The following is a 16,744-nucleotide window of genomic DNA, read 5'->3' on the forward strand; positions in this document are numbered from 1 at the left end:
GGCGGGCGGGCGTGGCCGGGCGGCCCTCGCCGGGCGCGGCCGGAGGCCGGGACGCGCCGCTCGCGCGGGTGTCGCCGGCCACCGGCGCGGACACGCCGGGGGAGGTCAAGCCACGACCTTCGCTTCCCACTGCCGCACGATGTCCTCCGGGCTGATCTTGGAGTACTCGACCTCCTTGACCACCGAGTACTGCTGCTCGGGCAGCCAGTTGGCCTTCGCGTCCGCCGGGACGGTCAGGTCGCCGTTCACCGCGCGCACCGGGTGCGCGCCGGACCTGGCGAACTCGATCTGCGCCTGGTCGCCGAGGACGAAGTCCATGAACGCCTTGAGGAAGTCGCCCTTGGCGGTGTTGTACTTGTTGACCATGAGCCCGGACGGGGCCCAGATCGAGCCGTCCTGCGGCACCTGGACGGTCAGGTGCACGCCCTTCTTGCCGAGCTCGGCCTTCTGCGTGACGCCGTTGAAGTCGTAGTTGATCTGGATCGGGGCCTCGCCCTTCTCCAGCGTGTCCTCGCTCATCTTCGCGTCGGACAGGTTGCCGGACTTCTTCAGCTTCGCGAAGAAGTCGAAGCCGGGCCCCAGGTCGGAGATGCTCCCGCCGTGCGCGACGGCCGCCGCGACGAGCATGGCCTGCCCGGTCCCGGACGACGTCGGGGTCTTGATCGCGATCTGGCCCTTGTAGTCGGGCTTGAGCAGGTCGTCCCACCTCAGGGGCGGGCTCTTCACCTTGTCGGTGTTCACGACGAACGCGGGGACGCCGTAGAACGTGGCGACCCAGCCGCCGTCCTTGGCCTTCTGCCAGTCCTTCAGCTTGGCGGCCGACGGCGGCGTGTACCGCGGGACGACGCCCTTCGCCTCGGCGACCGGCCCCCACATCAGCCCGATGTCGCTGGCCGTGCCGACCGGGTTCTTCTGCTCGGCGTCGAACTTCTGGATCTCGTCCGCCGAGGACATGTCGGTGTCCTTGTGGTCGCACGTGGTGTTGTACTTCGCGCAGAACGCCTTGATGACGCCCTCGTAGTTCGCCCAGTCGGACGCGAGACCGTAGGTCGGCAGGCTCTTCCCCTGCTCGGAGATCTTCGCGGTGTCGGGGGCCTTGGCCCAGTCGTAGCCGTCGCCGGAGCCGCCGGACCCGCCGCAGCCCGCCAGACCGACCAGCCCGGCAGCCGCCACCACGGCGACGAACGCGCGGGGAGTTCTCATCGTCAAGCCTCGTTTCGTCACACGGGGAAGGGGCGGGCACGGATCCCCGCCGTGGTGGCATGTCTAACCCGCGTGTTTCGGGGGCGCCATCCGCTTATGGCTATGAGCCCTATAGGCAAGGCCGATCGAATATCCCCTGACCTGCGCGAACCCAAGGCGCGCCACATCGGATTAACCTCGCGGACGCCAAGGATTAACGTCGGATCAGGGTCGTCTCTCCGCAGGTCGCGGGGGGTGATAGCCGTGTTCTATGAGGGCCATCGTGAAGTGCCCATTGTGAGGGTCGCGGCGGACCGGAACGCTGGCCGCATGGCGCAGCACCAGGAGACGAACAATTACGTCGGCGGCGAATGGGTACCGCCCGAGAGCGGGCGTACCCGGCCCAATGTGAATCCCGCCGACGTGTCCGACGTGATCGGCGACTTCGCGGAGTCCGGCGGCACGGACGTCGACAACGCGGTGGACGCCGCGTCCGCCGCGTTCCCGGCGTGGAAGGCGCTCGGCCCGCTGAAGCGCGCCGAGTACCTGCGCACCGCCGAGCGGCTGATCGAGGAGCGCGCCGAGGACTTCGCCGCCGCGATCTCCCGCGAGCAGGGCAAGCTCCTGGCGGAGGCGCGCGGCGAGGTGAAGCGCGCGCTGGCGATCATCGACTTCACGGCGGGCGAGGCGCGCCGGCTCAACGGCGTGACGACCCCGGCCGAGGAGCCGCGGACGCTGGCGTACACCTTCCGCGTGCCGCTGGGGGTCGTCGGGCTGATCACGCCGTGGAACTTCCCGCTGGCGATCCCGATGTGGAAGGTCGCGCCCGCGCTGCTGGCCGGGTGCACGGCGGTGCTCAAGCCGTCGCCGTTCACGCCGCTGTCGTCGGCGCTCCTCGTCCGGGCGTTCGCGGACGCCGGGGTCCCGGCAGGCGTGCTGAACCTCGTCCAGGGCGACATCGCCGCAGGTGAGCGCCTTGTCGACCATCCGGACGTCGCCGGGATCAGCTTCACCGGGTCGCTGCCGGTCGGCCTCGCCATCCAGAAGGCGGGCGCCGGGCGGCTGCTGCGCACCCAGCTCGAACTCGGCGGCAAGAACGCCGTCCTCGTGCTGGACGACGCCGACCTCGACAAGGCCGTGAAGGCCGTCGTGCACGGCGCGTTCGGGCAGGCAGGGCAGCGCTGCTCGGCGACCTCCCGGGTGATCGTCGACCGGCGGGTGAAGGAGGAGTTCCTCGCGAAGCTCGTCACGGCGGTGTCCGCCCTGGAGCCGGGTGTGGATGTCTGCCCGGTAGTGAATGAGCAGCGGATGGACGCGTGCCTGTCGGCGATCGAGGGCGCCGTGAAGAGCGGCGCGTCCGTCGCCATCGGCGGTTCGCGTGCCGTGGACGGCCTGCCCGACGGTTACTACGTCCGGCCGACCGTGCTGCGCGACGTCCCGTGGGACTCCGAGATCGCCCAGGAGGAGGTCTTCGGCCCGGTCCTGTCGGTGATCGACTGCGACGGCTTCGACGACGCCATGCGGATCTCCAACTCTGTGAAGTACGGCATGTCCGGGACGATCTTCACCCGCGACATGGGGCGCGCGTTCGAGGCGCTCGACCGGTTCGAGGCCGGGATGCTGCACGTCAACCGGCCCGGCGTCGGCGCGTACGCGCACCTGCCGCACATGGGCGCGAAGCTGTCCCAGTTCGGCCCGCCCGAGTGCTCGCCCGAGGTCTGGGACTTCTACACCGAATGGCGGTCGGCGTGCATCACCTACTGACCGGCGGCGACCCCGGCCAGGCCACGGGGAAGGTGATGACGGCGGAGGAGGCGGTCGGACGGTTCGTCCGGCCGGGCGCGGTCGTCGGGATGGGCGGGCAGAACATCAACCGCTGCCCGATGGCGCTCGTCCACGAGGTCGCCCGGCAGGGCGTCGGTGATCTGACCGTCGTCGGCTGCAACCTGTCGCTGCCGCTCGACCTCCTCGTCGCGGCCGGGCTTGTCGTCCGCACCGAGCAGGGATCCGGCAACCTCGAACGCTACGGGACGCTGTTCGCGTGGCGGCGCGCCGTCGAGGCCGGGCGAGTCGCCGTCGCCGACCACAGCCACCTGACCATGGCGAGCCGGTTCACGGCGGGCGCGAACGGTGTCCCGTTCCTGCCGACGCGCAGCCTGCTCGGCTCGGACGTCCTCGCCGCCCTGGTCGCCGAGGGAATCGCCCAGGTCATGGACGATCCGTGGGGAGACGGGCCGGTCGTGCTCGTCCGGGCGCTTCGTCCGGACGTGTCGCTCATCCACGCGCACCGCGCCGACCCGTTCGGGAACGTCGTCATCGAGGGCGTGACCAGCCACGAGGTGGACATGGTCCGGGCGTCCGCGGCGACGGTCGTGACGGTCGAGGAGATCGTCCCGGAGGGCGAGCTGAACGCCCGTCCGGAGGAGGTCACGATCTCCGGCGCGTACGTGTCGGCCGTCGTCGCCCAGCCGTTCGGCGCGTTCCCGACCTCGGTGTACCGGAGGTACGACTTCGCCGAGGACGAGATCAAGGCGTACCAGGCGCTCGCCCGGCACGGCGATGGCACCTACGCGTCCTGGCTCGCCGACCACGTCCTGAACCCCGCCGACTTCGACGGGTACCTGCGCCGCGCCGACCCGGGCGGAGCCCGGCGGGCCGCGCTCACCGAGTCCATGAGGAGCCACGTGTGAAGGCCCTGCCCCGAGAGATCCTGGCGGTCGAGGGCGCGCGGCAGATCGCCGACGGGGACGTCGTGATCGTCGGGACCGGCCTGCCGCTGCTGGCCGCGACCCTGGCGCAGCGTACCCACGCCCCGAACGCCAAGCTGGTCATCGAGTCCGGCGTGGTGTTCCCCCGGGTCGTCCCGACGCCCGTGTCGGTCGTCGACCCGCGGCTCATGCACGGCGCGTCCCGGCACGGGTCCCTGTTCGAGGCGCTCGGCGGACTCGTCCAGCGCGGCCTCGTCCACACCGGCTTCCTGGGCGGCGCCCAGATCGACCGGTACGCCAACATCAACTCGACGTGGGTCGCGGGCAAGCGCCTGCCGGGATCCGGCGGCGCCAACGACATCGCCTCGCACTGCCGCAAGGTCGTGATCCTCACCGACCACGAACGTCGCCGCTTCCCCGAACGCTGCGACCACGTGACGTCCCCGGGCTTCCTGTCCGGTCCCGGCGCGCGCGCCAAGGCGGGCTTGCCGGAGCTGGAGGTCAAGGTCGTCACCGACCTCTGCGTCATGGAGGCCGCCGACTCCCCGCTCATCGTCACCGCCCTCATGCCGGACGCGTCGCCCGACGCCGTCCGCGCCGAAACGGGCTTCGACGTGGACTTCGCCCCGGAACTCGACGCCGTGGCCCCGCCGACCCCCGAGGAACTCACCCTCCTGCGCGAGGTCCTCGACCCCGACTGCGTGTACTTCCCTGAGAGGAAACGATGAACGAGACGCTTTCGAACGAGAAGCCCGGGGACGAGAAGCCCAGGGACGTGAAGCCCGGGGACGCGAAGAAGCCGTTCGCGTGGGAGACGGCGATCGCCTGGAAGAACAAGGACCGCATCGTCATCCGCGGTTACGACGTCAACGAGCTGACCGGCAACGTCTCCTTCGCCGACCACTTCCACCTGGTGCTGAAGGGCGAGCTCCCGACGCCCGAGGTCGCGCGGATGACGGACGCGATCATGGTGAACATGGCGGAGCACGCCATGTCGCCGTCCTCGGCCACCGTCCGGTTCGCCACGTCCGGCGGAGCCGACCTCAACGCCGCCGTCGCCGCGGGCGTCGCCACGATCGGCCGCCTGCACGGCACGGCGGACCGTCCCGCCGAGATGTTCCGCGGCGTCGCGGACCGCGCCGACCGCGACGGGATCCCGGACGCCGAGGCCGCCGCGGCGATCGTCGCCGAGATGCGCGCGCGCCGCGAGCGGATGCCCGGATTCCACCACGCCCAGCACATCCGCGACCCCCGCACCGAACGCCTCCTCGGCCTCTCGGACGAACTCGGCATCTCGGGCCGCTACGTCGCCATCGCCCGCGCCATGGAGGACGCCACCGAGGACGTCTTCGGCCGTCGCGTCTGGCTCAACGGCCCCGGCTCCATGGGCTGCGTCGGCCTCGACATGGGCTATGAGCCCCTACAGCTCAAGGCCCTGTTCATCGTCTGCCGCTCGCTCTCGCTGTGCGCGCACTCGATCGAGGAGTCCACGCGCGAGAAGGGCTGGCGCGCGTCCGCCAACAGCGACATGATCCAGCCGCTCTCCCTGGAGATGCAGGGCCCCGACCACTACGACGGCCCCGCTGACCGCCACCTCTGACTGGCGTTTCAAGGGCGCGGCGCGTGTGCGCCGCGCCTTTGGCATGGGCGGCGGGCCGGGGCGGCGCGGCAGTACCCTCGTGGGTTCGATCTCCGTGAAGGGAAGGTGTGGGCGTGGCCCGACCTGGCGAGGGCTTCCCCGGCGTCGGCTGGTGGCTCGAAGATCCCGAGCGGTGGGAGACGCTGCGGTTCGAGGCCGCCCACGACGAGGAGGACGTGCCCTTCGATCGGCGGTGGCGTGATCGCGGCGAGGTCCTGGACGCCCTCGTCGCCGTCCCGGGGCCGGTGGACCACGCCTTCGCGCGGTTCCTGCTGGAGCAGGAGATCCTGTTCCACGATCACGCCTGGGGCTTCAACTACGGGGCCGAGATCGCCGCGCTCCTGGTCGCCGAACACCAGCGGCCGGAGGACGTCTGGATCCTGTGGGAGGCCATCGGAACCAGCTTCGACACCTGGTGCGGGCTGCCGCATGACCTGCTTCTGGCCGGAGGTGGGAAGGCGAGCGCCATCGCTTACGTCGCGGCCTCCGACCATGACGCGCGGGACGGCCTGCTGGAACACCTGAGGGAGAGCGAGGAGATGACCGGCGAGGAGGCCGCCGCGTTCGTCGCCGCGCGCCGCGAGTACTACGCGAAGGTCTACCTGGGCGGTCAGTAGGGCCGGGTGAGGAAGGCGTCGATGGCGCGCCGGGCCTTGCCGGCGGCGTCCTTGTCGTCCAGGCGCAGGGCGATGTTCGTCGCGTTGAGGATCGCGTCGATCTGGAAGGCGGTCAGGCCGGCGTCCAGGGGCGCGATCTCACCGGCGTCCACCGCGTCGCTGAGCTGGGCGGAGATGAGGGCCAGCCAGTCCCGGCGCTGGCGTGCCAGGGCGTCCCGGACGGGGCCGGGGCGGCTGTCGAAGTCCGGCAGATTGGCCGACCAGAAGCAGCCGCCGGTGAACAGCGGCCTTTCGGCGTAGTCGATCCAGTTCTCGATGAGCGCGCGCAGCCGCGCGACGCCTGGGGGCGTGTCCTGAGCCGGGCGGACGACCACGTCCACGAACAGCTCGCGTGCCGCTTCGACCGTGGCCAGGTGCAGGTTCTCCTTCGTTCGGAACAGGGTCTGGATGCCGCTCTTGCTCAGGTCGAGGTCGGTGGCCAGGCGGCCGAGGCTGAGCCCGTTGAGGCCCTCGGCGGACGCGACGTCGACGGCGTGCCGGGTGACGGCCTGACGCGACCGGGCACCGCGCAGCAGCCGTCCGTCGGTCACGGCGGGGTCGGGGGAGGGCTGGTCGTCGTTCATCCCCTCCATCGTCCCACACCCTCTTGTGTATGCGTACGGTCGTACGTATTGTTTCGGCCATGAACGCTGACCGCATGTTCGAGCTGGCGCAGGCGCTCGCCGAGGCCAAGAGCCGCCAGGACGTCCCCGTCGCCCTGAAGCTCCTCCACCCGCGAATGATGCTGGAGAACCCGGCCTTCGGAACCACGGCCCGGGGACACGAGGAGAACGCGAAGGCGCTGCGCCGGTTCTTCGCCGCGTTCCCCGACTACGAGGTCGACCTGCAAGGACACGCCGCGAACGACGACACCCTGGTCTGCTGGGGGACGGTCCGGATGACCATGACCGGCGACCGCTTCGGCGTCGTGCCGAACGGCACGCGCGCCGAACTCCCGGTGTCCATCCGGTTCGCCTTCGAGGACGACCTGATCGCCGGCGAACGGTTCTTCTTCGACCTGTCGGATTTGTGCGCCCAGTCGGGCGTCTCGACCGACACCGTCCGGCACACGCTCTTCGGAGGTGAAGCGTGATGGACCCACGCGTGAAGGACGTCGGCGAGATCAGGACGGAGTTCCTGTTCGACATCGCGATCGACCTCGACCCTCGCCTCGATTTCGGCGCCGGCCCGATCGGACGCCGCGTCCTGTTCGGCGCCGCCGGCGGAACCTTCGAAGGCCCCCGAATCCGCGGAGAGGTACTGCCGGGCGGCGGCGACTGGGCCCTGTTCCGCCCCGACGGAACGATGCTCCTGGACGTCCGCCTCACCCTGCGGACGGACGACGGAGCCCTGCTGTACATGACCTACGGCGGCCGCTACACGACCCCGCCGGAACTGCGCGCGGCGATGGCCGACACCAGGGAGCGGCACCTGGTCGACCCGTCCCGCTACTACTTCAGGACCAACTGCCTCTTCGAAACGGGCGCCGAGACCTACGCCTGGCTGAACGACACCGTCTGCGTGGGCTCCGGTTACCTGATCGAAGGCGGCATCGCCTACAAGGTCTTCCAGGTGGTGTGAGGTAGTTGGATGCTGCGCTCGACGGCCCGTCGCCGCTGCGGCGGTGCGTGGCCGAAGCTCTGGGGACCGGGCTCCTCCTGGCCGCGATCGTGGGCTCCGGAATTCTTGGCGCCCGGCTCTCCGCAGGGAACACCGGGGTGGCCCTCCTGGCGAACGCCCTGGCGACGGGCGCGGTGCTGTTCGCGCTCATCGAGTGGCTCGCCCCGATCTCCGGCGCCCACTTCAACCCGCTGGTCAGTCTCGCCATGGCGTTCCGCGGCGACATCAAGCTCGGAGTGGCGGCCGCGTACGTTCCCGCCCAGTTGCTGGGAGGCTTCGCCGGGGTCGGCCTCGCGGACGCCATGTTCGGAGCACCGGTGTTCGCCCAGGCCACACACGAATCGTCCGGGTCGACGCGAACGCTCGCCGAGTTCGTCGCCACGTTCGGCCTGCTCGGAATCATCTGGACGTGCTCGCGAACGCGCTCTGCAGCACTCCCGGCCATCGTGGCCGCCTACGTCGTCGGAATCTTCTGGTTCACCCCAACGGGCTACGCCAACCCGGCCGTCGCCCTGGCAAGAACACTCACGGACACCCCCACAGGCATCCGTCCACAAGACATCCCCGCCCTCCTCCTAGGAGAAGCCGCCGGAACAGCCACCGCCATTGCCCTCCTCACCTGGCTGACCCCGAACCCCCACACCGGATCCCTGGTTCGGCGCGCCCCAGACCGTCCGAATCTCAAGGCCCGCGCCTGACCCGGCGCCGAGTGCATGGGTCGCCGTCTGCCAAGCAGGCGACAACGATCGCGATGAGGCGGTACAGCCACTCAGGTGGACGCCCGTGCTCGCCGCCTCAACGCCAGAATCAGGCCTGGCCGATGGCGCTCGACGGCTATATGCCCTGTCGGTTGATGCAGGAGATGAGACTTGCCAGGCTCTCTCGGGTGACCGTGAGATGGCCGCGATCCGCAGCCTTGCTGTCACGGATTCCCACGATGGCCCCGAGGCCAGCCACCTCGACGCAGTCGGTACCGCCGCTGTCGCCGCCTGTTGAATAGCTGCTCTTGCGCCACCTAGCGATCATCAGGGCAGCTGCCTGATGTGCTCGGCGAGTTGTACGAAACTTGCGTGGGGGACGGAGAGGTTTCCATGCATGGGAGCTTTGCTGTCGCGGATGCCGATCGTGGTTCCGAGGTTGGCCAGCTCGACGCAGTCGGTGCCGTCACTGCCGCCGCCCGTCGAATGGCTACTTTTGCGCCAGTCATTCACTGAAGGCTCTCCAGCTTCTTCCTGATCAGCTGACGCGTCGCCTCTTCGGTGAGTGCAACCGCGCCCATTCGGTCATACCGTAGCGCGAGATTTTGAACTTCCGAGGCTTCGTGTACCAGTTTGCCCCCGAGCTGGGCCCACATGTACGCGACCTGTTCGCCGGATGGTGTGGTGATCATCTCGAAGGTGCCGGCCTGTCCGGCATGCCATTCGCCGTCCGGGATGACGCGGACGCTGGCTCGCTCGCAGAGCGCGAGTAGTGCTTCCAGTTGCTCCCGCTTGAGCTCATCGCTGATCGGCGGGTCGAGTGCGCGCTCGTCGATCAGGACCCAGAGGGACATGCGGTCGAGCTGGCTCAGCAGGAGCTCGGTTCGCGCCATGCGCTTGCGCAGCGAAGCTTCCACGTCGCGGACGACGCGGACGTGATTGAGCATCTCGCGCGCATAGCTCTCGGTCTGAAAGGGGACGGGGATCAGCCCCGTCGAGTAAATCTTGACACTCAGGGACTTCTGCTCGAAATCGCCCAGCTTCTTGGCCCAGTTCTCCTCGATACCGACCTTCACGGCGAAACGGCGGAGGACGGCGTACATGGTGCCCCACGCCTGATCGAGGGCGTCCGCGTGATGGTCGGTGAGCCTGAGTCGTCCGGCCTCGTAGTTTGCAACCCGCGCTTTGTCGGCGCCGATGATCTGGGCGACGTCGGACTGGGAGAGGTTCCGGCGCTGGCGCTCTTTGCGCAGGTGAACGGACATGTAGTCCCACAGGGACGCGTCGGGGTTGAGGGATTCGGCGGCCGACATGGATCACGCTCCGGGGTTGTAAAAGCGCGGATACTTCTCGCGGGGGAGAGCTTTTACAAGGATTCTATGACCAGAGTCACGGTGGTCATGACAGCTCCAGAAAGGACGTGACGGCAATGTCCGACTCCTTCTGTGTGTCAAAGAACAAACGAGATCGTGTCGTCCGGCTCGTCCGGGAACTGTTGTCTTGGGGTGGCGAACTCGCAAAACTCCTGCTCAGCGTGAATGGTGTCGCCGTTCTCGAGTGTGCGAACCGGTGGGTGTTCGAGATCGGGCGCGGTGTCCGGACGAATAGCCGGGAGTCGGCGGGAGGCAAGCAGGGTCTGACCTTCTGGACAGCGTGTCGCGGCGACGGGTACCAGGTCGAGACGCTCGTGCTCGCGCAGACGCCTGTCCGTCCGTGCTTCGGAGGAGGGGAAGGCCGGTGACGGTGGAGCGGATGGTGTTGCTGGGGCGGCTGATGTCCGACCTTCAGCGGGCCGGGCGGGCGACTCGGTTGGAGTTGCCCGTGCTGGGGGAGCCCGTTTTGCATGTGCTCGCGCCTCGGACGGGACGGTGGTTCGCGGTGCTCGCGGTCGCCGACGCGCGTGGGGTCTGGCGGTTCGAGTGGTGCGGGGACCGGTGGGCGTTCGCGGACGGCTCGTCCACGGCGGCGGCGCGGATCGCGGAGGTCGAGCGGTGACCTGGCGCGAGGTGATGAACCGGCGCATGGATGCGCGCAGGGACGGGCGGCTCGACGTCCGCGTGGCCCGTCACCACGTCCGGGACGTCGTGGGCACGCTGTCCCTCGGAATCGACCTGGAGGACCTGGAACTCGCGGTCACCGAGTTGGTCACCAACGCCGCACTCCACACGGCGTCCGGCTGGGTGGACGGGGGCGTCGGCATCGTCGTCCGGGCGATGAACGGGCGCGTCCGGGTGGAGGTCACCGACGACGGTGGAGCGGACACGCATCCGCTCGTTCCGGACGCGGTCGACGACGAGGGCTGGCTGGGCGAGTCGGGACGCGGCCTGGCGATGGTGGGAGCCCTCGCGGACAAGGCCGGGGCCTACCCCGTGCCAGGACGGAACGGCCCTCGCTGGGTGGTCTGGTTCGAGCTGCCGGGGACGGTGTCCGAAAGCGCGGACCACGAGGAACGCGTGCTGTTGCGGCTCGCGCTCAACGTCGCGTCCGCCGCGTTCACCGAGGCCATGGGCACCTATGGCATGCTCCCCGGCACGGTGAAGACCATCCACACGATGGCCGAAGGCAACCTCGACCGCGTCCTCGGCTGACCGCCGAACGGGCCGGGCGCTAGCCGGTCAGGGACAACTCGCGGACGTTGAGCAGGGACAAGCGGCCGCCGTCGGGGGAGCGTCAGCGATATCTCCAGGTGGCCGCCGAGTGGTGCTGGCCGGTGGACGTCCGCGGGCGGCTCGTGCGGTGGCCTTGGTTTGAGTGAGGCCGAGAGTCGGTGTCGGCTGCGTCCGTCTGCTTTCGGTGGGGGGCTGGCGGGTCGGGTGTCGCAGGGGTGGCCCGCCGGACGGGCCGGGGCGAAGCGTCGTTCGAGGTCAGTGGTCCACGGTGGTTGTGGTGGTGACGGTGCCGGCCAGGGAGAGGAGCCACTTGGCGGAGATCTTGATCTCTGTGCCGAGCGGGACGGAGTCGTCCACCTTGATGGGGAAGTTGGCGCCCGCCGACTCGGCGCGGATCTCGACCTTGGCCGGGACCTGCACGCCGGGGGTGTCGCTGGTGAGCTCGATGACCGCGCCGAACGGGTGCCGGTTGTCGCCGAGGCCGATGGAGCCGATGTTGTTCCAGGCGCCGCGCCGGAGTTCGCGGGTGACGCCGACCGTGTACTTCTTCGGGACGAAGAGCGGGGCCGTGATCATCGCCGGGTGGCCCAGGTCGGCGCCGATGTCGGTGATGCCGATCGGCCAGATCGGGATGGCCGGGTGGTCGACGGTGAAGGTGGCCTCCCTGCTGCCCGCCGGGACGACGACGTAGGGCGGGATCTTCGGTTCCGGGCTGTTCGGCAGGCCGGAGACGTGGGTGAGGCGGAGGTCGACCGAGGTTCCGCCGACCTTGGCGGGCGCGCTGAGGCGGACGGTGCCGGTCGCCTTGGTGCCCGCCGATCGCGCGGGCATCGTCCGGGACGTTCATGTCGATGCGCGTCACCGTCTGGTCGCGCCAGTCCGGCGGGACGACGGTGACGTCGGTGGTGGCGCTGGAGCCGGTCGTGCGGGCGACCAGGGGGACGGTCGTCGTCTCCGAGTACGCCTCCAACCGGACCGGGAAGCTGACGCTCGTCTGCCCCGCCGGGATCCTGAACACGTCGTTCGGCACCGAGTAGGGATAGTTGCGGTCGCTGCGGTCGACGCTGATCACCTCGACGGCCAGGCCGCCCGCCGGGGCGGGCGCGTCCAGCCGGACGGTCTGGACGGCCTGGTCGCCGCCGGTGATCGTGGACGGGGGACGCTGGTCGAGGCGAACCGCGGGGTGGTGTCGGCGTGCGCGGGCGGCGCGACGAGGATCGGGAGCCCGGCGGTGAGGGCGACGGCGGCGAGGCCGAGTCGGCGGGTGCGCGTGGTGGTCATGCGACGCAGTAACGATCATCACGGACGCGCCGGACAGGGCCGCGGCGATCACGTTCGCGGCTCGTGAGGAATCCCGACGCGGCGCTGTTCCGTGATCGCTGGTGGTCACCCCCGCAGGGGAGCTCAGCTCGGGTCGTCGGTCCAGGTGAGGGAGGTGATTCGCCAGCCGGTGGGGGTTTGGACGAACTGGGTGGACTTGCGGCCCGAGCCTTCGAAGGGGACGCCGTCGCGGATGCCGGACTTGCGGTAGTCGCTGAAGCGGTGGGCGATGGAGCCGGTGACCTCGGTGCGGTGGGCGACCTCCCATTCGGAGAAAGAGGTCAGTGTCCCGTCGGTGAGGATCTTCTGGCGTGGGGTGATGAACGCGTCCAGGTCGTAGACGGCGGGTTCGGGGCCGGTGTTGTTGACGATCACGGCCTGCGGGAGGAACAGGTCGCGGAGGGAGGCCAGGTCGGGCGTGCGGTCGCCGGTGTTGTCGAACGCGGCGAGCATGGCGTCCATGACGCGGTCCAGGTCGGCGGTCTCGGGGGCGGGCGGGTTCCAGTCGTCGGACGACAGGGCCCAGAGCTCCTCCGTCTCCCGGGTCATGCCGAGGCGCTCGGCGACGCGGATGCTGCGGGCGTTGTCCGGGAGGGAGCGCCACTCGGCGCGGGTGAGGCCGCGCTCGCGGAAGGCCCAGTCGATCATCCGCCGGATGACCGGGGAGATCAGGCCGCGTCCCTCGGCGGAGGGTTCGAGCCAGCAGCCGAGCTCGCACACGCCCGATTCGGTGTCGAAGGACACGAACATGGTGCCGCCGACGAGCACGCCGTCCAGCCAGATGCCGAAGATGCGGCGTCCGTCCCTGGCGTAGCGCTCGAGCACGCCGCGGGCGCCGTCCAGGTCGTCGATGACGAACGTGGGGCCGACCCACGGCTTGATGTGCGCGCGGGCGCGGTCCTGGTGGGCCAGGAACTCGGCGGCGTAGAACGGCTCGAGCAGGCGGAGTTCGGCGTCGAGGCGCAGGGGCTGGACGAGCAATTCGGCTCCATTCGCATAACGGGTGTTTTGTGAACGTACTCTGTCGGGATGCCGCGCCACAAGGGAGACCACGACGCCCGCCGCCGGGACGTGTCCGCCGCGGTCTGGCGGGTCCTGTCCACGCAGGGCTTCGGCGGGCTGACGATGCGTGCGGTCGCCGCCGAGATGGGCGCGACGACCGGGCTCGTCACACACTATTTCGGCAGCAAGCAGGAGTTGGTCGAGCACGCGCTGGCCCTGCTGGACGAGCGGCGCCAGAGCCGTCCCCGGCCGGAGGCGCCCGACGGGATGGCCGGGCTGCGGGCGGCCCTGGCCGACATCCTTCCGCTCACGCCGGAGGGCGCGGCCGGTAACCGGATCTGGGTCGGCTCATGGGACGCGGCACTCGGCGTACCGGAACTGGCGGCCGGGCATGGCGTCCGCTACGCGGGCGCGCGCGAGCGGATCCGGCACCACGTTCAGGTGGCCCAGCGGCAGGGCGAGATTCCGGAATCCGATCCGGACGACTTGGCCGCGTCCATCCAGTCGTTCGCGTTGGGGCTCATCGTTCAGGTGCTGTTCGACGCGGACGCGTTTCCGCCCGAGCGGCAGCTTCGCCTGCTGGACGCCTTCCTGGCCAGCCTTGAGGCGGGGTGACGGGACGTGACTCGGCGGGCCGCGGGTCCACGATCGCGGCCTCGTACGGGGTGGACAGAACAATGTGGCTGTTCATCTCGCCATGCTCACCCAGGCGTTCGAACAGGCCCTCGAGGTGCGGAAACGACGCGACGCGCACCTTCAGCATCGTGCACCACGCGCCGCTCAGCTTGTGGATCTCGACGACCTCGGGCAGGTCCTCGGCGCTGGTCGTCTTGAGCAGGCACCGCCCCGGCGTGCAGCGCATCTGGACGAACGTGGTGAGCGGGAGGCCGACGGCAGCCGCGTCCACCTCGGCGCGGTAGCCGGTGATCACGCCGGACTCCTCGAGGCGCCGGACGCGTTCGGCGACGGCGGGCGGGGACAGGTTGACGCGCGCGGCGAGGCGGTTGAAGGACAGGCGTCCGTCCCGCTGGAGCTCGTCGATGATCCGCTGGTCGGTCTGGTCCATGTGCAAGGTCCTTCGCGGCGAAGACCTTTCAACCTAACGGCGTATCAGGGCGAACACCATCGAACGCCCCTTCATCGGATCGCTCCGCTTTCCTACCGTTCTGAGGCATGACGCGGATGATCGGGTTGTGCGCGGGCGTGGCGCTGATGAGCGCGACGATGGCGGTGGCGAGCACGGCGAGTTCGCTGGTCGCGGGTGACCACCTCGGGGCGGGCTGGGGCGCGGTCCCGCCCACGGCGGACGTGATCGGGACGGGCGCGGGCGCGATCCTGCTGACACGCCTGTTCCGGCGGTACGACCGGCGGACGGTGCTGGCCCTCGGCTACGGCGTCGCGGCGTTCAGCGGGGCGCTGGGAGCGGTCGCGGCCGTCCATGGGAACGTTCCGGTGCTGACCCTGGCGATGCTGCTGCTCGGCCTGGGGAACGCGGCCGCGCAGCTCTCGCGCTACGCGGCGGCCGAGCTGTACCCGCCGGGACGGCGCGGGTTCGCGATCGGGCTGGTGGTGTGGTCGGCGGCTGCCGGGGCGGTCGGCGGGCCCCTGCTGCTCGAGCCGTCCGGCCGCCTCGCGGGGACGCTCGGCCTGACCGTGCTCGCCGGACCGTTCGTGTTCGCCATGGTCACGGCCCTGATCGGCGCGGCCGCGATGTCGGGGCGGCGCCTCGGCGCGGAGGACTCGGAGCCGGGCGTCCCGCTGCGGACGCTGTTCGCCATGCCGTCCGCGCGGAGGGCCCTGCCGGTGCTGGTGACGGCTCAGGTCGTCATGTTCGGAGTGATGACCGCGGCACCGGTCGACATGCACATGCATGGGGACGGGCTCGGCATGGTGGGCGAGACCCTGGCCGCCCACACCCTGGGGATGTTCGCCTTGTCGCCGCTGACCGGGCGCGCGGTGGACCGCTTTGGCGCATGGCCCGTCACCCGTGCCGGACTTCTTGTCCTGGTGCTCTCGACAGGGCTCGCAGGAGTGTTCCCGGACGCGCGCATGCTGACGCTGTTCCTGCTCGGCTACGGATGGAACCTGTGTTTCGTCGGTGGGAGCGCCTTGCTTGCCGTTGGGCTGCCGTCTGCGGAGAGCGCTCGCTTGGAAGGCGCTGTGGACGCGACCGTTTGGTCGTTGGCGGCTATCGCGTCGTTGCTTTCGACGGTCGTCCTCGCGCACGCGGGCGCGCGTTCGCTGGCGTTCGGCGCGAGTTCGCTGGCGCTGGTCGTCCTCGTCGGTCAGCAGGTGGCGCGTAGGCCGGCGAGCTCGGCGAGCCGCCGGTGGGAGTCCAAACGCGCGGCGCGGTCATAGGTGCTGGTGTGGACGAGGAACTCGTCTGCGCGCGTGCGCGTGAGGAGACGGTTCAGCTCGTCCGCGACCTGCTCTTCGGTGCCGTGGACATGGCCGCGCATGGAGTCGTCGAAGATGCGGCGCTGCCGGTCGGTCATGGTGAGGGACTCGACGCGCGACGCGGGGATGAGCGGGGGGAACTCGCCATGCGTCCGCGAGTAGGCGTTGGCCCACGCCTCAGGGATGAGCATGCGGCGGGCCTCTTCGGTGGTGTCGGCTATGGCGACCGTCCCGGAGACGATGACGTACGGCTCGTCCTCCTGCGCGGACGGACGGAACGCGTCGCGGTAACGCTCGATCGCGGCGACCATGGCGTCCTCGCCTCGCGCGGGCGCGATGACGAGCGGCAGGCCGAGCTGGGCGGCGAGATCGGCGCCCTGGCCGGTGGCCAGGACGAACGCGGGCACGTTCAGCCCTTCGGCGGGCCACGCGTGAACGCCCGGATGGACGTCCTGCTCTCCGCTGATGTAGCCGAGGAGCTCGTGCACCTGCGCGGCGAAGTCGGCGGCGTCCTCGCGGTCATGCCCGAGCGCGCGACGCACCCCGCCGGTGAAGCCGACGGAACGTCCGAGACCCATGTCGATGCGATCCGGGTAGAGGGAGGCGAGCACGCCGAACTGCTCGGCGACGATGAGCGGACGGTGGTTCGGGAGCATCACTCCGCCCGTCCCCACGCGCACGCGCGAGGTCGCCGCCGCGACCGCCGCGGCCAGGACGGTCGGCGCCGACCCGGCCACCCCCGGAACGCTGTGGTGCTCGGCCACCCAGAACCGGTGGAAGCCCAGCTCATCGGCCTGGCGGGCGAACGCGACGGTGTCGCGCAGAGCCCGCGACGGCTCCTCGCCCTCGCGGGTGCGGGACCGGTCCAGGACCGACCAGCGGATGGTGCGCAGCGGATCGCTCACTTTCAGGA

General features: G+C 70.1%; 23 protein-coding genes. 13 read left to right on the forward strand and 10 right to left on the reverse strand.

Annotated elements, in window-relative coordinates:
* Positions 1 to 105: 105 nt before the first annotated feature.
* Entirely contained in the window at positions 106 to 1,203 is a 1,098-nt protein-coding gene (locus EBO15_RS27155; protein ID WP_122197290.1) for an ABC transporter substrate-binding protein, read from the reverse strand.
* A gap of 309 nt (positions 1,204 to 1,512) precedes the next feature.
* Between EBO15_RS27155 and EBO15_RS27160 the strand changes: the two genes are divergently transcribed.
* The 5 genes from EBO15_RS27160 to EBO15_RS27180 all read left to right on the forward strand — a co-directional run bounded on the left by EBO15_RS27160 (position 1,513) and on the right by EBO15_RS27180 (position 6,146).
* The gene (locus tag EBO15_RS27160; RefSeq protein WP_122197291.1) at positions 1,513 to 2,946 is read left to right on the forward strand and encodes an aldehyde dehydrogenase family protein; all 1,434 of its coding nucleotides are present in this window, start codon (positions 1,513 to 1,515) and stop codon (positions 2,944 to 2,946) included.
* Positions 2,931 to 3,872: a CoA transferase subunit A gene (locus tag EBO15_RS27165; RefSeq protein WP_199744837.1), complete on the forward strand. Its 942-nt coding sequence runs from the start codon at positions 2,931 to 2,933 to the stop codon at positions 3,870 to 3,872. The genes EBO15_RS27160 and EBO15_RS27165 overlap by 16 nt, the downstream gene beginning before the upstream one ends.
* A complete protein-coding gene (locus EBO15_RS27170; RefSeq protein WP_122197293.1) occupies positions 3,869 to 4,618 on the forward strand; it encodes a CoA-transferase subunit beta in 750 nt (249 codons plus the stop codon). Before EBO15_RS27165 ends, EBO15_RS27170 begins: the two co-directional genes overlap by 4 nt.
* Positions 4,615 to 5,490 carry a citrate/2-methylcitrate synthase gene (locus EBO15_RS27175; RefSeq protein ID WP_122197294.1) on the forward strand — a complete coding sequence of 292 codons (876 nt, stop codon included), beginning with the start codon at positions 4,615 to 4,617 and terminating at the stop codon, positions 5,488 to 5,490. Before EBO15_RS27170 ends, EBO15_RS27175 begins: the two co-directional genes overlap by 4 nt.
* Before the next feature lie 113 nt (positions 5,491 to 5,603).
* Positions 5,604 to 6,146 (forward strand): hypothetical protein, encoded by a 543-nt coding sequence (locus tag EBO15_RS27180; RefSeq protein ID WP_147481664.1) that lies wholly within the window; start codon positions 5,604 to 5,606, stop codon positions 6,144 to 6,146.
* On the opposite strand, the gene EBO15_RS27185 is transcribed toward EBO15_RS27180, so the two are convergent.
* Positions 6,140 to 6,769, reverse strand: coding sequence for a TetR/AcrR family transcriptional regulator (locus EBO15_RS27185; protein WP_199744838.1), 630 nt, complete (start codon positions 6,767 to 6,769; stop codon positions 6,140 to 6,142). The two genes, EBO15_RS27180 and EBO15_RS27185, sit on opposite strands and share 7 nt — an antisense overlap.
* 59 nt (positions 6,770 to 6,828) lie before the next feature.
* Here EBO15_RS27185 and EBO15_RS27190 point away from each other — a divergent pair, with 59 nt between their 5' ends.
* From EBO15_RS27190 to EBO15_RS27200, 3 genes are read left to right on the forward strand one after another with little or no spacing between them, the layout of a single operon-like run.
* Entirely contained in the window at positions 6,829 to 7,278 is a 450-nt protein-coding gene (locus tag EBO15_RS27190) for an ester cyclase (RefSeq protein ID WP_199744839.1), read from the forward strand.
* Positions 7,278 to 7,766 (forward strand): DUF3237 domain-containing protein, encoded by a 489-nt coding sequence (locus tag EBO15_RS27195; RefSeq protein WP_122197298.1) that lies wholly within the window; start codon positions 7,278 to 7,280, stop codon positions 7,764 to 7,766. The genes EBO15_RS27190 and EBO15_RS27195 overlap by 1 nt, the downstream gene beginning before the upstream one ends.
* A gap of 5 nt (positions 7,767 to 7,771) precedes the next feature.
* Positions 7,772 to 8,503, forward strand: a complete 732-nt coding sequence (locus EBO15_RS27200) for an aquaporin (RefSeq protein WP_199744840.1) — start codon at positions 7,772 to 7,774, stop codon at positions 8,501 to 8,503.
* A gap of 136 nt (positions 8,504 to 8,639) precedes the next feature.
* Here the strand turns inward: EBO15_RS27200 and EBO15_RS27205 are convergent, their stop codons facing one another.
* Genes EBO15_RS27205 through EBO15_RS27215 form a run of 3 tightly spaced genes read right to left on the reverse strand, consistent with a single transcriptional unit; the run spans position 8,640 to position 9,816 of the window.
* Entirely contained in the window at positions 8,640 to 8,831 is a 192-nt protein-coding gene (locus EBO15_RS27205; RefSeq protein WP_122197299.1) for a DUF397 domain-containing protein, read from the reverse strand.
* Positions 8,831 to 9,016 (reverse strand): DUF397 domain-containing protein, encoded by a 186-nt coding sequence (locus EBO15_RS27210; RefSeq protein ID WP_122197300.1) that lies wholly within the window; start codon positions 9,014 to 9,016, stop codon positions 8,831 to 8,833. Before EBO15_RS27210 ends, EBO15_RS27205 begins: the two co-directional genes overlap by 1 nt.
* Positions 9,013 to 9,816 carry a helix-turn-helix domain-containing protein gene (locus EBO15_RS27215; protein ID WP_122197301.1) on the reverse strand — a complete coding sequence of 268 codons (804 nt, stop codon included), beginning with the start codon at positions 9,814 to 9,816 and terminating at the stop codon, positions 9,013 to 9,015. Before EBO15_RS27215 ends, EBO15_RS27210 begins: the two co-directional genes overlap by 4 nt.
* Positions 9,817 to 10,240: 424 nt before the next feature.
* Here EBO15_RS27215 and EBO15_RS27220 point away from each other — a divergent pair, with 424 nt between their 5' ends.
* Positions 10,241 to 10,498: a hypothetical protein gene (locus EBO15_RS27220; RefSeq protein ID WP_122197302.1), complete on the forward strand. Its 258-nt coding sequence runs from the start codon at positions 10,241 to 10,243 to the stop codon at positions 10,496 to 10,498.
* The gene (locus EBO15_RS27225; RefSeq protein WP_122197303.1) at positions 10,495 to 11,091 is read left to right on the forward strand and encodes an ATP-binding protein; all 597 of its coding nucleotides are present in this window, start codon (positions 10,495 to 10,497) and stop codon (positions 11,089 to 11,091) included. Before EBO15_RS27220 ends, EBO15_RS27225 begins: the two co-directional genes overlap by 4 nt.
* Positions 11,092 to 11,367: 276 nt before the next feature.
* Here EBO15_RS27225 and EBO15_RS27230 read toward each other — a convergent pair whose 3' ends face one another.
* Positions 11,368 to 11,943: a hypothetical protein gene (locus EBO15_RS27230; protein ID WP_122197304.1), complete on the reverse strand. Its 576-nt coding sequence runs from the start codon at positions 11,941 to 11,943 to the stop codon at positions 11,368 to 11,370.
* A gap of 20 nt (positions 11,944 to 11,963) precedes the next feature.
* Here EBO15_RS27230 and EBO15_RS27235 point away from each other — a divergent pair, with 20 nt between their 5' ends.
* Positions 11,964 to 12,149 carry a hypothetical protein gene (locus EBO15_RS27235; protein ID WP_147481665.1) on the forward strand — a complete coding sequence of 62 codons (186 nt, stop codon included), beginning with the start codon at positions 11,964 to 11,966 and terminating at the stop codon, positions 12,147 to 12,149.
* A gap of 31 nt (positions 12,150 to 12,180) precedes the next feature.
* On the opposite strand, the gene EBO15_RS27240 is transcribed toward EBO15_RS27235, so the two are convergent.
* Together EBO15_RS27240 and EBO15_RS46260 are read right to left on the reverse strand one after the other, a co-directional pair.
* Positions 12,181 to 12,393: a hypothetical protein gene (locus EBO15_RS27240; protein WP_122197306.1), complete on the reverse strand. Its 213-nt coding sequence runs from the start codon at positions 12,391 to 12,393 to the stop codon at positions 12,181 to 12,183.
* 123 nt (positions 12,394 to 12,516) lie between these two features.
* Positions 12,517 to 13,413, reverse strand: coding sequence for a GNAT family N-acetyltransferase (locus tag EBO15_RS46260; RefSeq protein ID WP_122197307.1), 897 nt, complete (start codon positions 13,411 to 13,413; stop codon positions 12,517 to 12,519).
* A gap of 48 nt (positions 13,414 to 13,461) precedes the next feature.
* Between EBO15_RS46260 and EBO15_RS27250 the strand changes: the two genes are divergently transcribed.
* Entirely contained in the window at positions 13,462 to 14,049 is a 588-nt protein-coding gene (locus EBO15_RS27250; RefSeq protein ID WP_122197308.1) for a TetR/AcrR family transcriptional regulator, read from the forward strand.
* Here the strand turns inward: EBO15_RS27250 and EBO15_RS27255 are convergent.
* Positions 13,955 to 14,500, reverse strand: a complete 546-nt coding sequence (locus tag EBO15_RS27255) for an Lrp/AsnC family transcriptional regulator (RefSeq protein WP_122197309.1) — start codon at positions 14,498 to 14,500, stop codon at positions 13,955 to 13,957. The two genes, EBO15_RS27250 and EBO15_RS27255, sit on opposite strands and share 95 nt — an antisense overlap.
* A 107-nt stretch (positions 14,501 to 14,607) precedes the next feature.
* Here EBO15_RS27255 and EBO15_RS27260 point away from each other — a divergent pair, with 107 nt between their 5' ends.
* Entirely contained in the window at positions 14,608 to 15,792 is a 1,185-nt protein-coding gene (locus tag EBO15_RS27260) for an MFS transporter (protein WP_122197310.1), read from the forward strand.
* Here the strand turns inward: EBO15_RS27260 and EBO15_RS27265 are convergent.
* Entirely contained in the window at positions 15,720 to 16,736 is a 1,017-nt protein-coding gene (locus tag EBO15_RS27265; RefSeq protein ID WP_122197311.1) for an LLM class flavin-dependent oxidoreductase, read from the reverse strand. The two genes, EBO15_RS27260 and EBO15_RS27265, sit on opposite strands and share 73 nt — an antisense overlap.
* Positions 16,737 to 16,744: the final 8 nt, after the last annotated feature.

This window comes from Actinomadura harenae (genome assembly GCF_003696215.1).
Taxonomy (GTDB): domain Bacteria; phylum Actinomycetota; class Actinomycetes; order Streptosporangiales; family Streptosporangiaceae; genus Spirillospora; species Spirillospora harenae.

Bases quoted from the DNA above. Each gene is read 5' to 3' on its own strand.
- EBO15_RS27175 (WP_122197294.1), top strand. From the start codon at position 4,615: ATGAACGAGACGCTTTCGAACGAGAAGCCCGGGGACGAGAAGCCCAGG.
- EBO15_RS27215 (WP_122197301.1), bottom strand. From the start codon at position 9,816: ATGTCGGCCGCCGAATCCCTCAACCCCGACGCGTCCCTGTGGGACTAC.
- EBO15_RS27205 (WP_122197299.1), bottom strand. From the start codon at position 8,831: ATGATCGCTAGGTGGCGCAAGAGCAGCTATTCAACAGGCGGCGACAGC.
- EBO15_RS27240 (WP_122197306.1), bottom strand. From the start codon at position 12,393: ATGACCACCACGCGCACCCGCCGACTCGGCCTCGCCGCCGTCGCCCTC.
- EBO15_RS27160 (WP_122197291.1), top strand. From the start codon at position 1,513: ATGGCGCAGCACCAGGAGACGAACAATTACGTCGGCGGCGAATGGGTA.
- EBO15_RS27250 (WP_122197308.1), top strand. From the start codon at position 13,462: ATGCCGCGCCACAAGGGAGACCACGACGCCCGCCGCCGGGACGTGTCC.
- EBO15_RS27260 (WP_122197310.1), top strand. From the start codon at position 14,608: ATGACGCGGATGATCGGGTTGTGCGCGGGCGTGGCGCTGATGAGCGCG.
- EBO15_RS27230 (WP_122197304.1), bottom strand. From the start codon at position 11,943: ATGCCCGCGCGATCGGCGGGCACCAAGGCGACCGGCACCGTCCGCCTC.
- EBO15_RS27195 (WP_122197298.1), top strand. From the start codon at position 7,278: ATGGACCCACGCGTGAAGGACGTCGGCGAGATCAGGACGGAGTTCCTG.
- EBO15_RS27155 (WP_122197290.1), bottom strand. From the start codon at position 1,203: ATGAGAACTCCCCGCGCGTTCGTCGCCGTGGTGGCGGCTGCCGGGCTG.
- EBO15_RS27255 (WP_122197309.1), bottom strand. From the start codon at position 14,500: ATGGACCAGACCGACCAGCGGATCATCGACGAGCTCCAGCGGGACGGA.
- EBO15_RS27185 (WP_199744838.1), bottom strand. From the start codon at position 6,769: ATGAACGACGACCAGCCCTCCCCCGACCCCGCCGTGACCGACGGACGG.
- EBO15_RS27190 (WP_199744839.1), top strand. From the start codon at position 6,829: ATGAACGCTGACCGCATGTTCGAGCTGGCGCAGGCGCTCGCCGAGGCC.
- EBO15_RS27235 (WP_147481665.1), top strand. From the start codon at position 11,964: ATGCGCGTCACCGTCTGGTCGCGCCAGTCCGGCGGGACGACGGTGACG.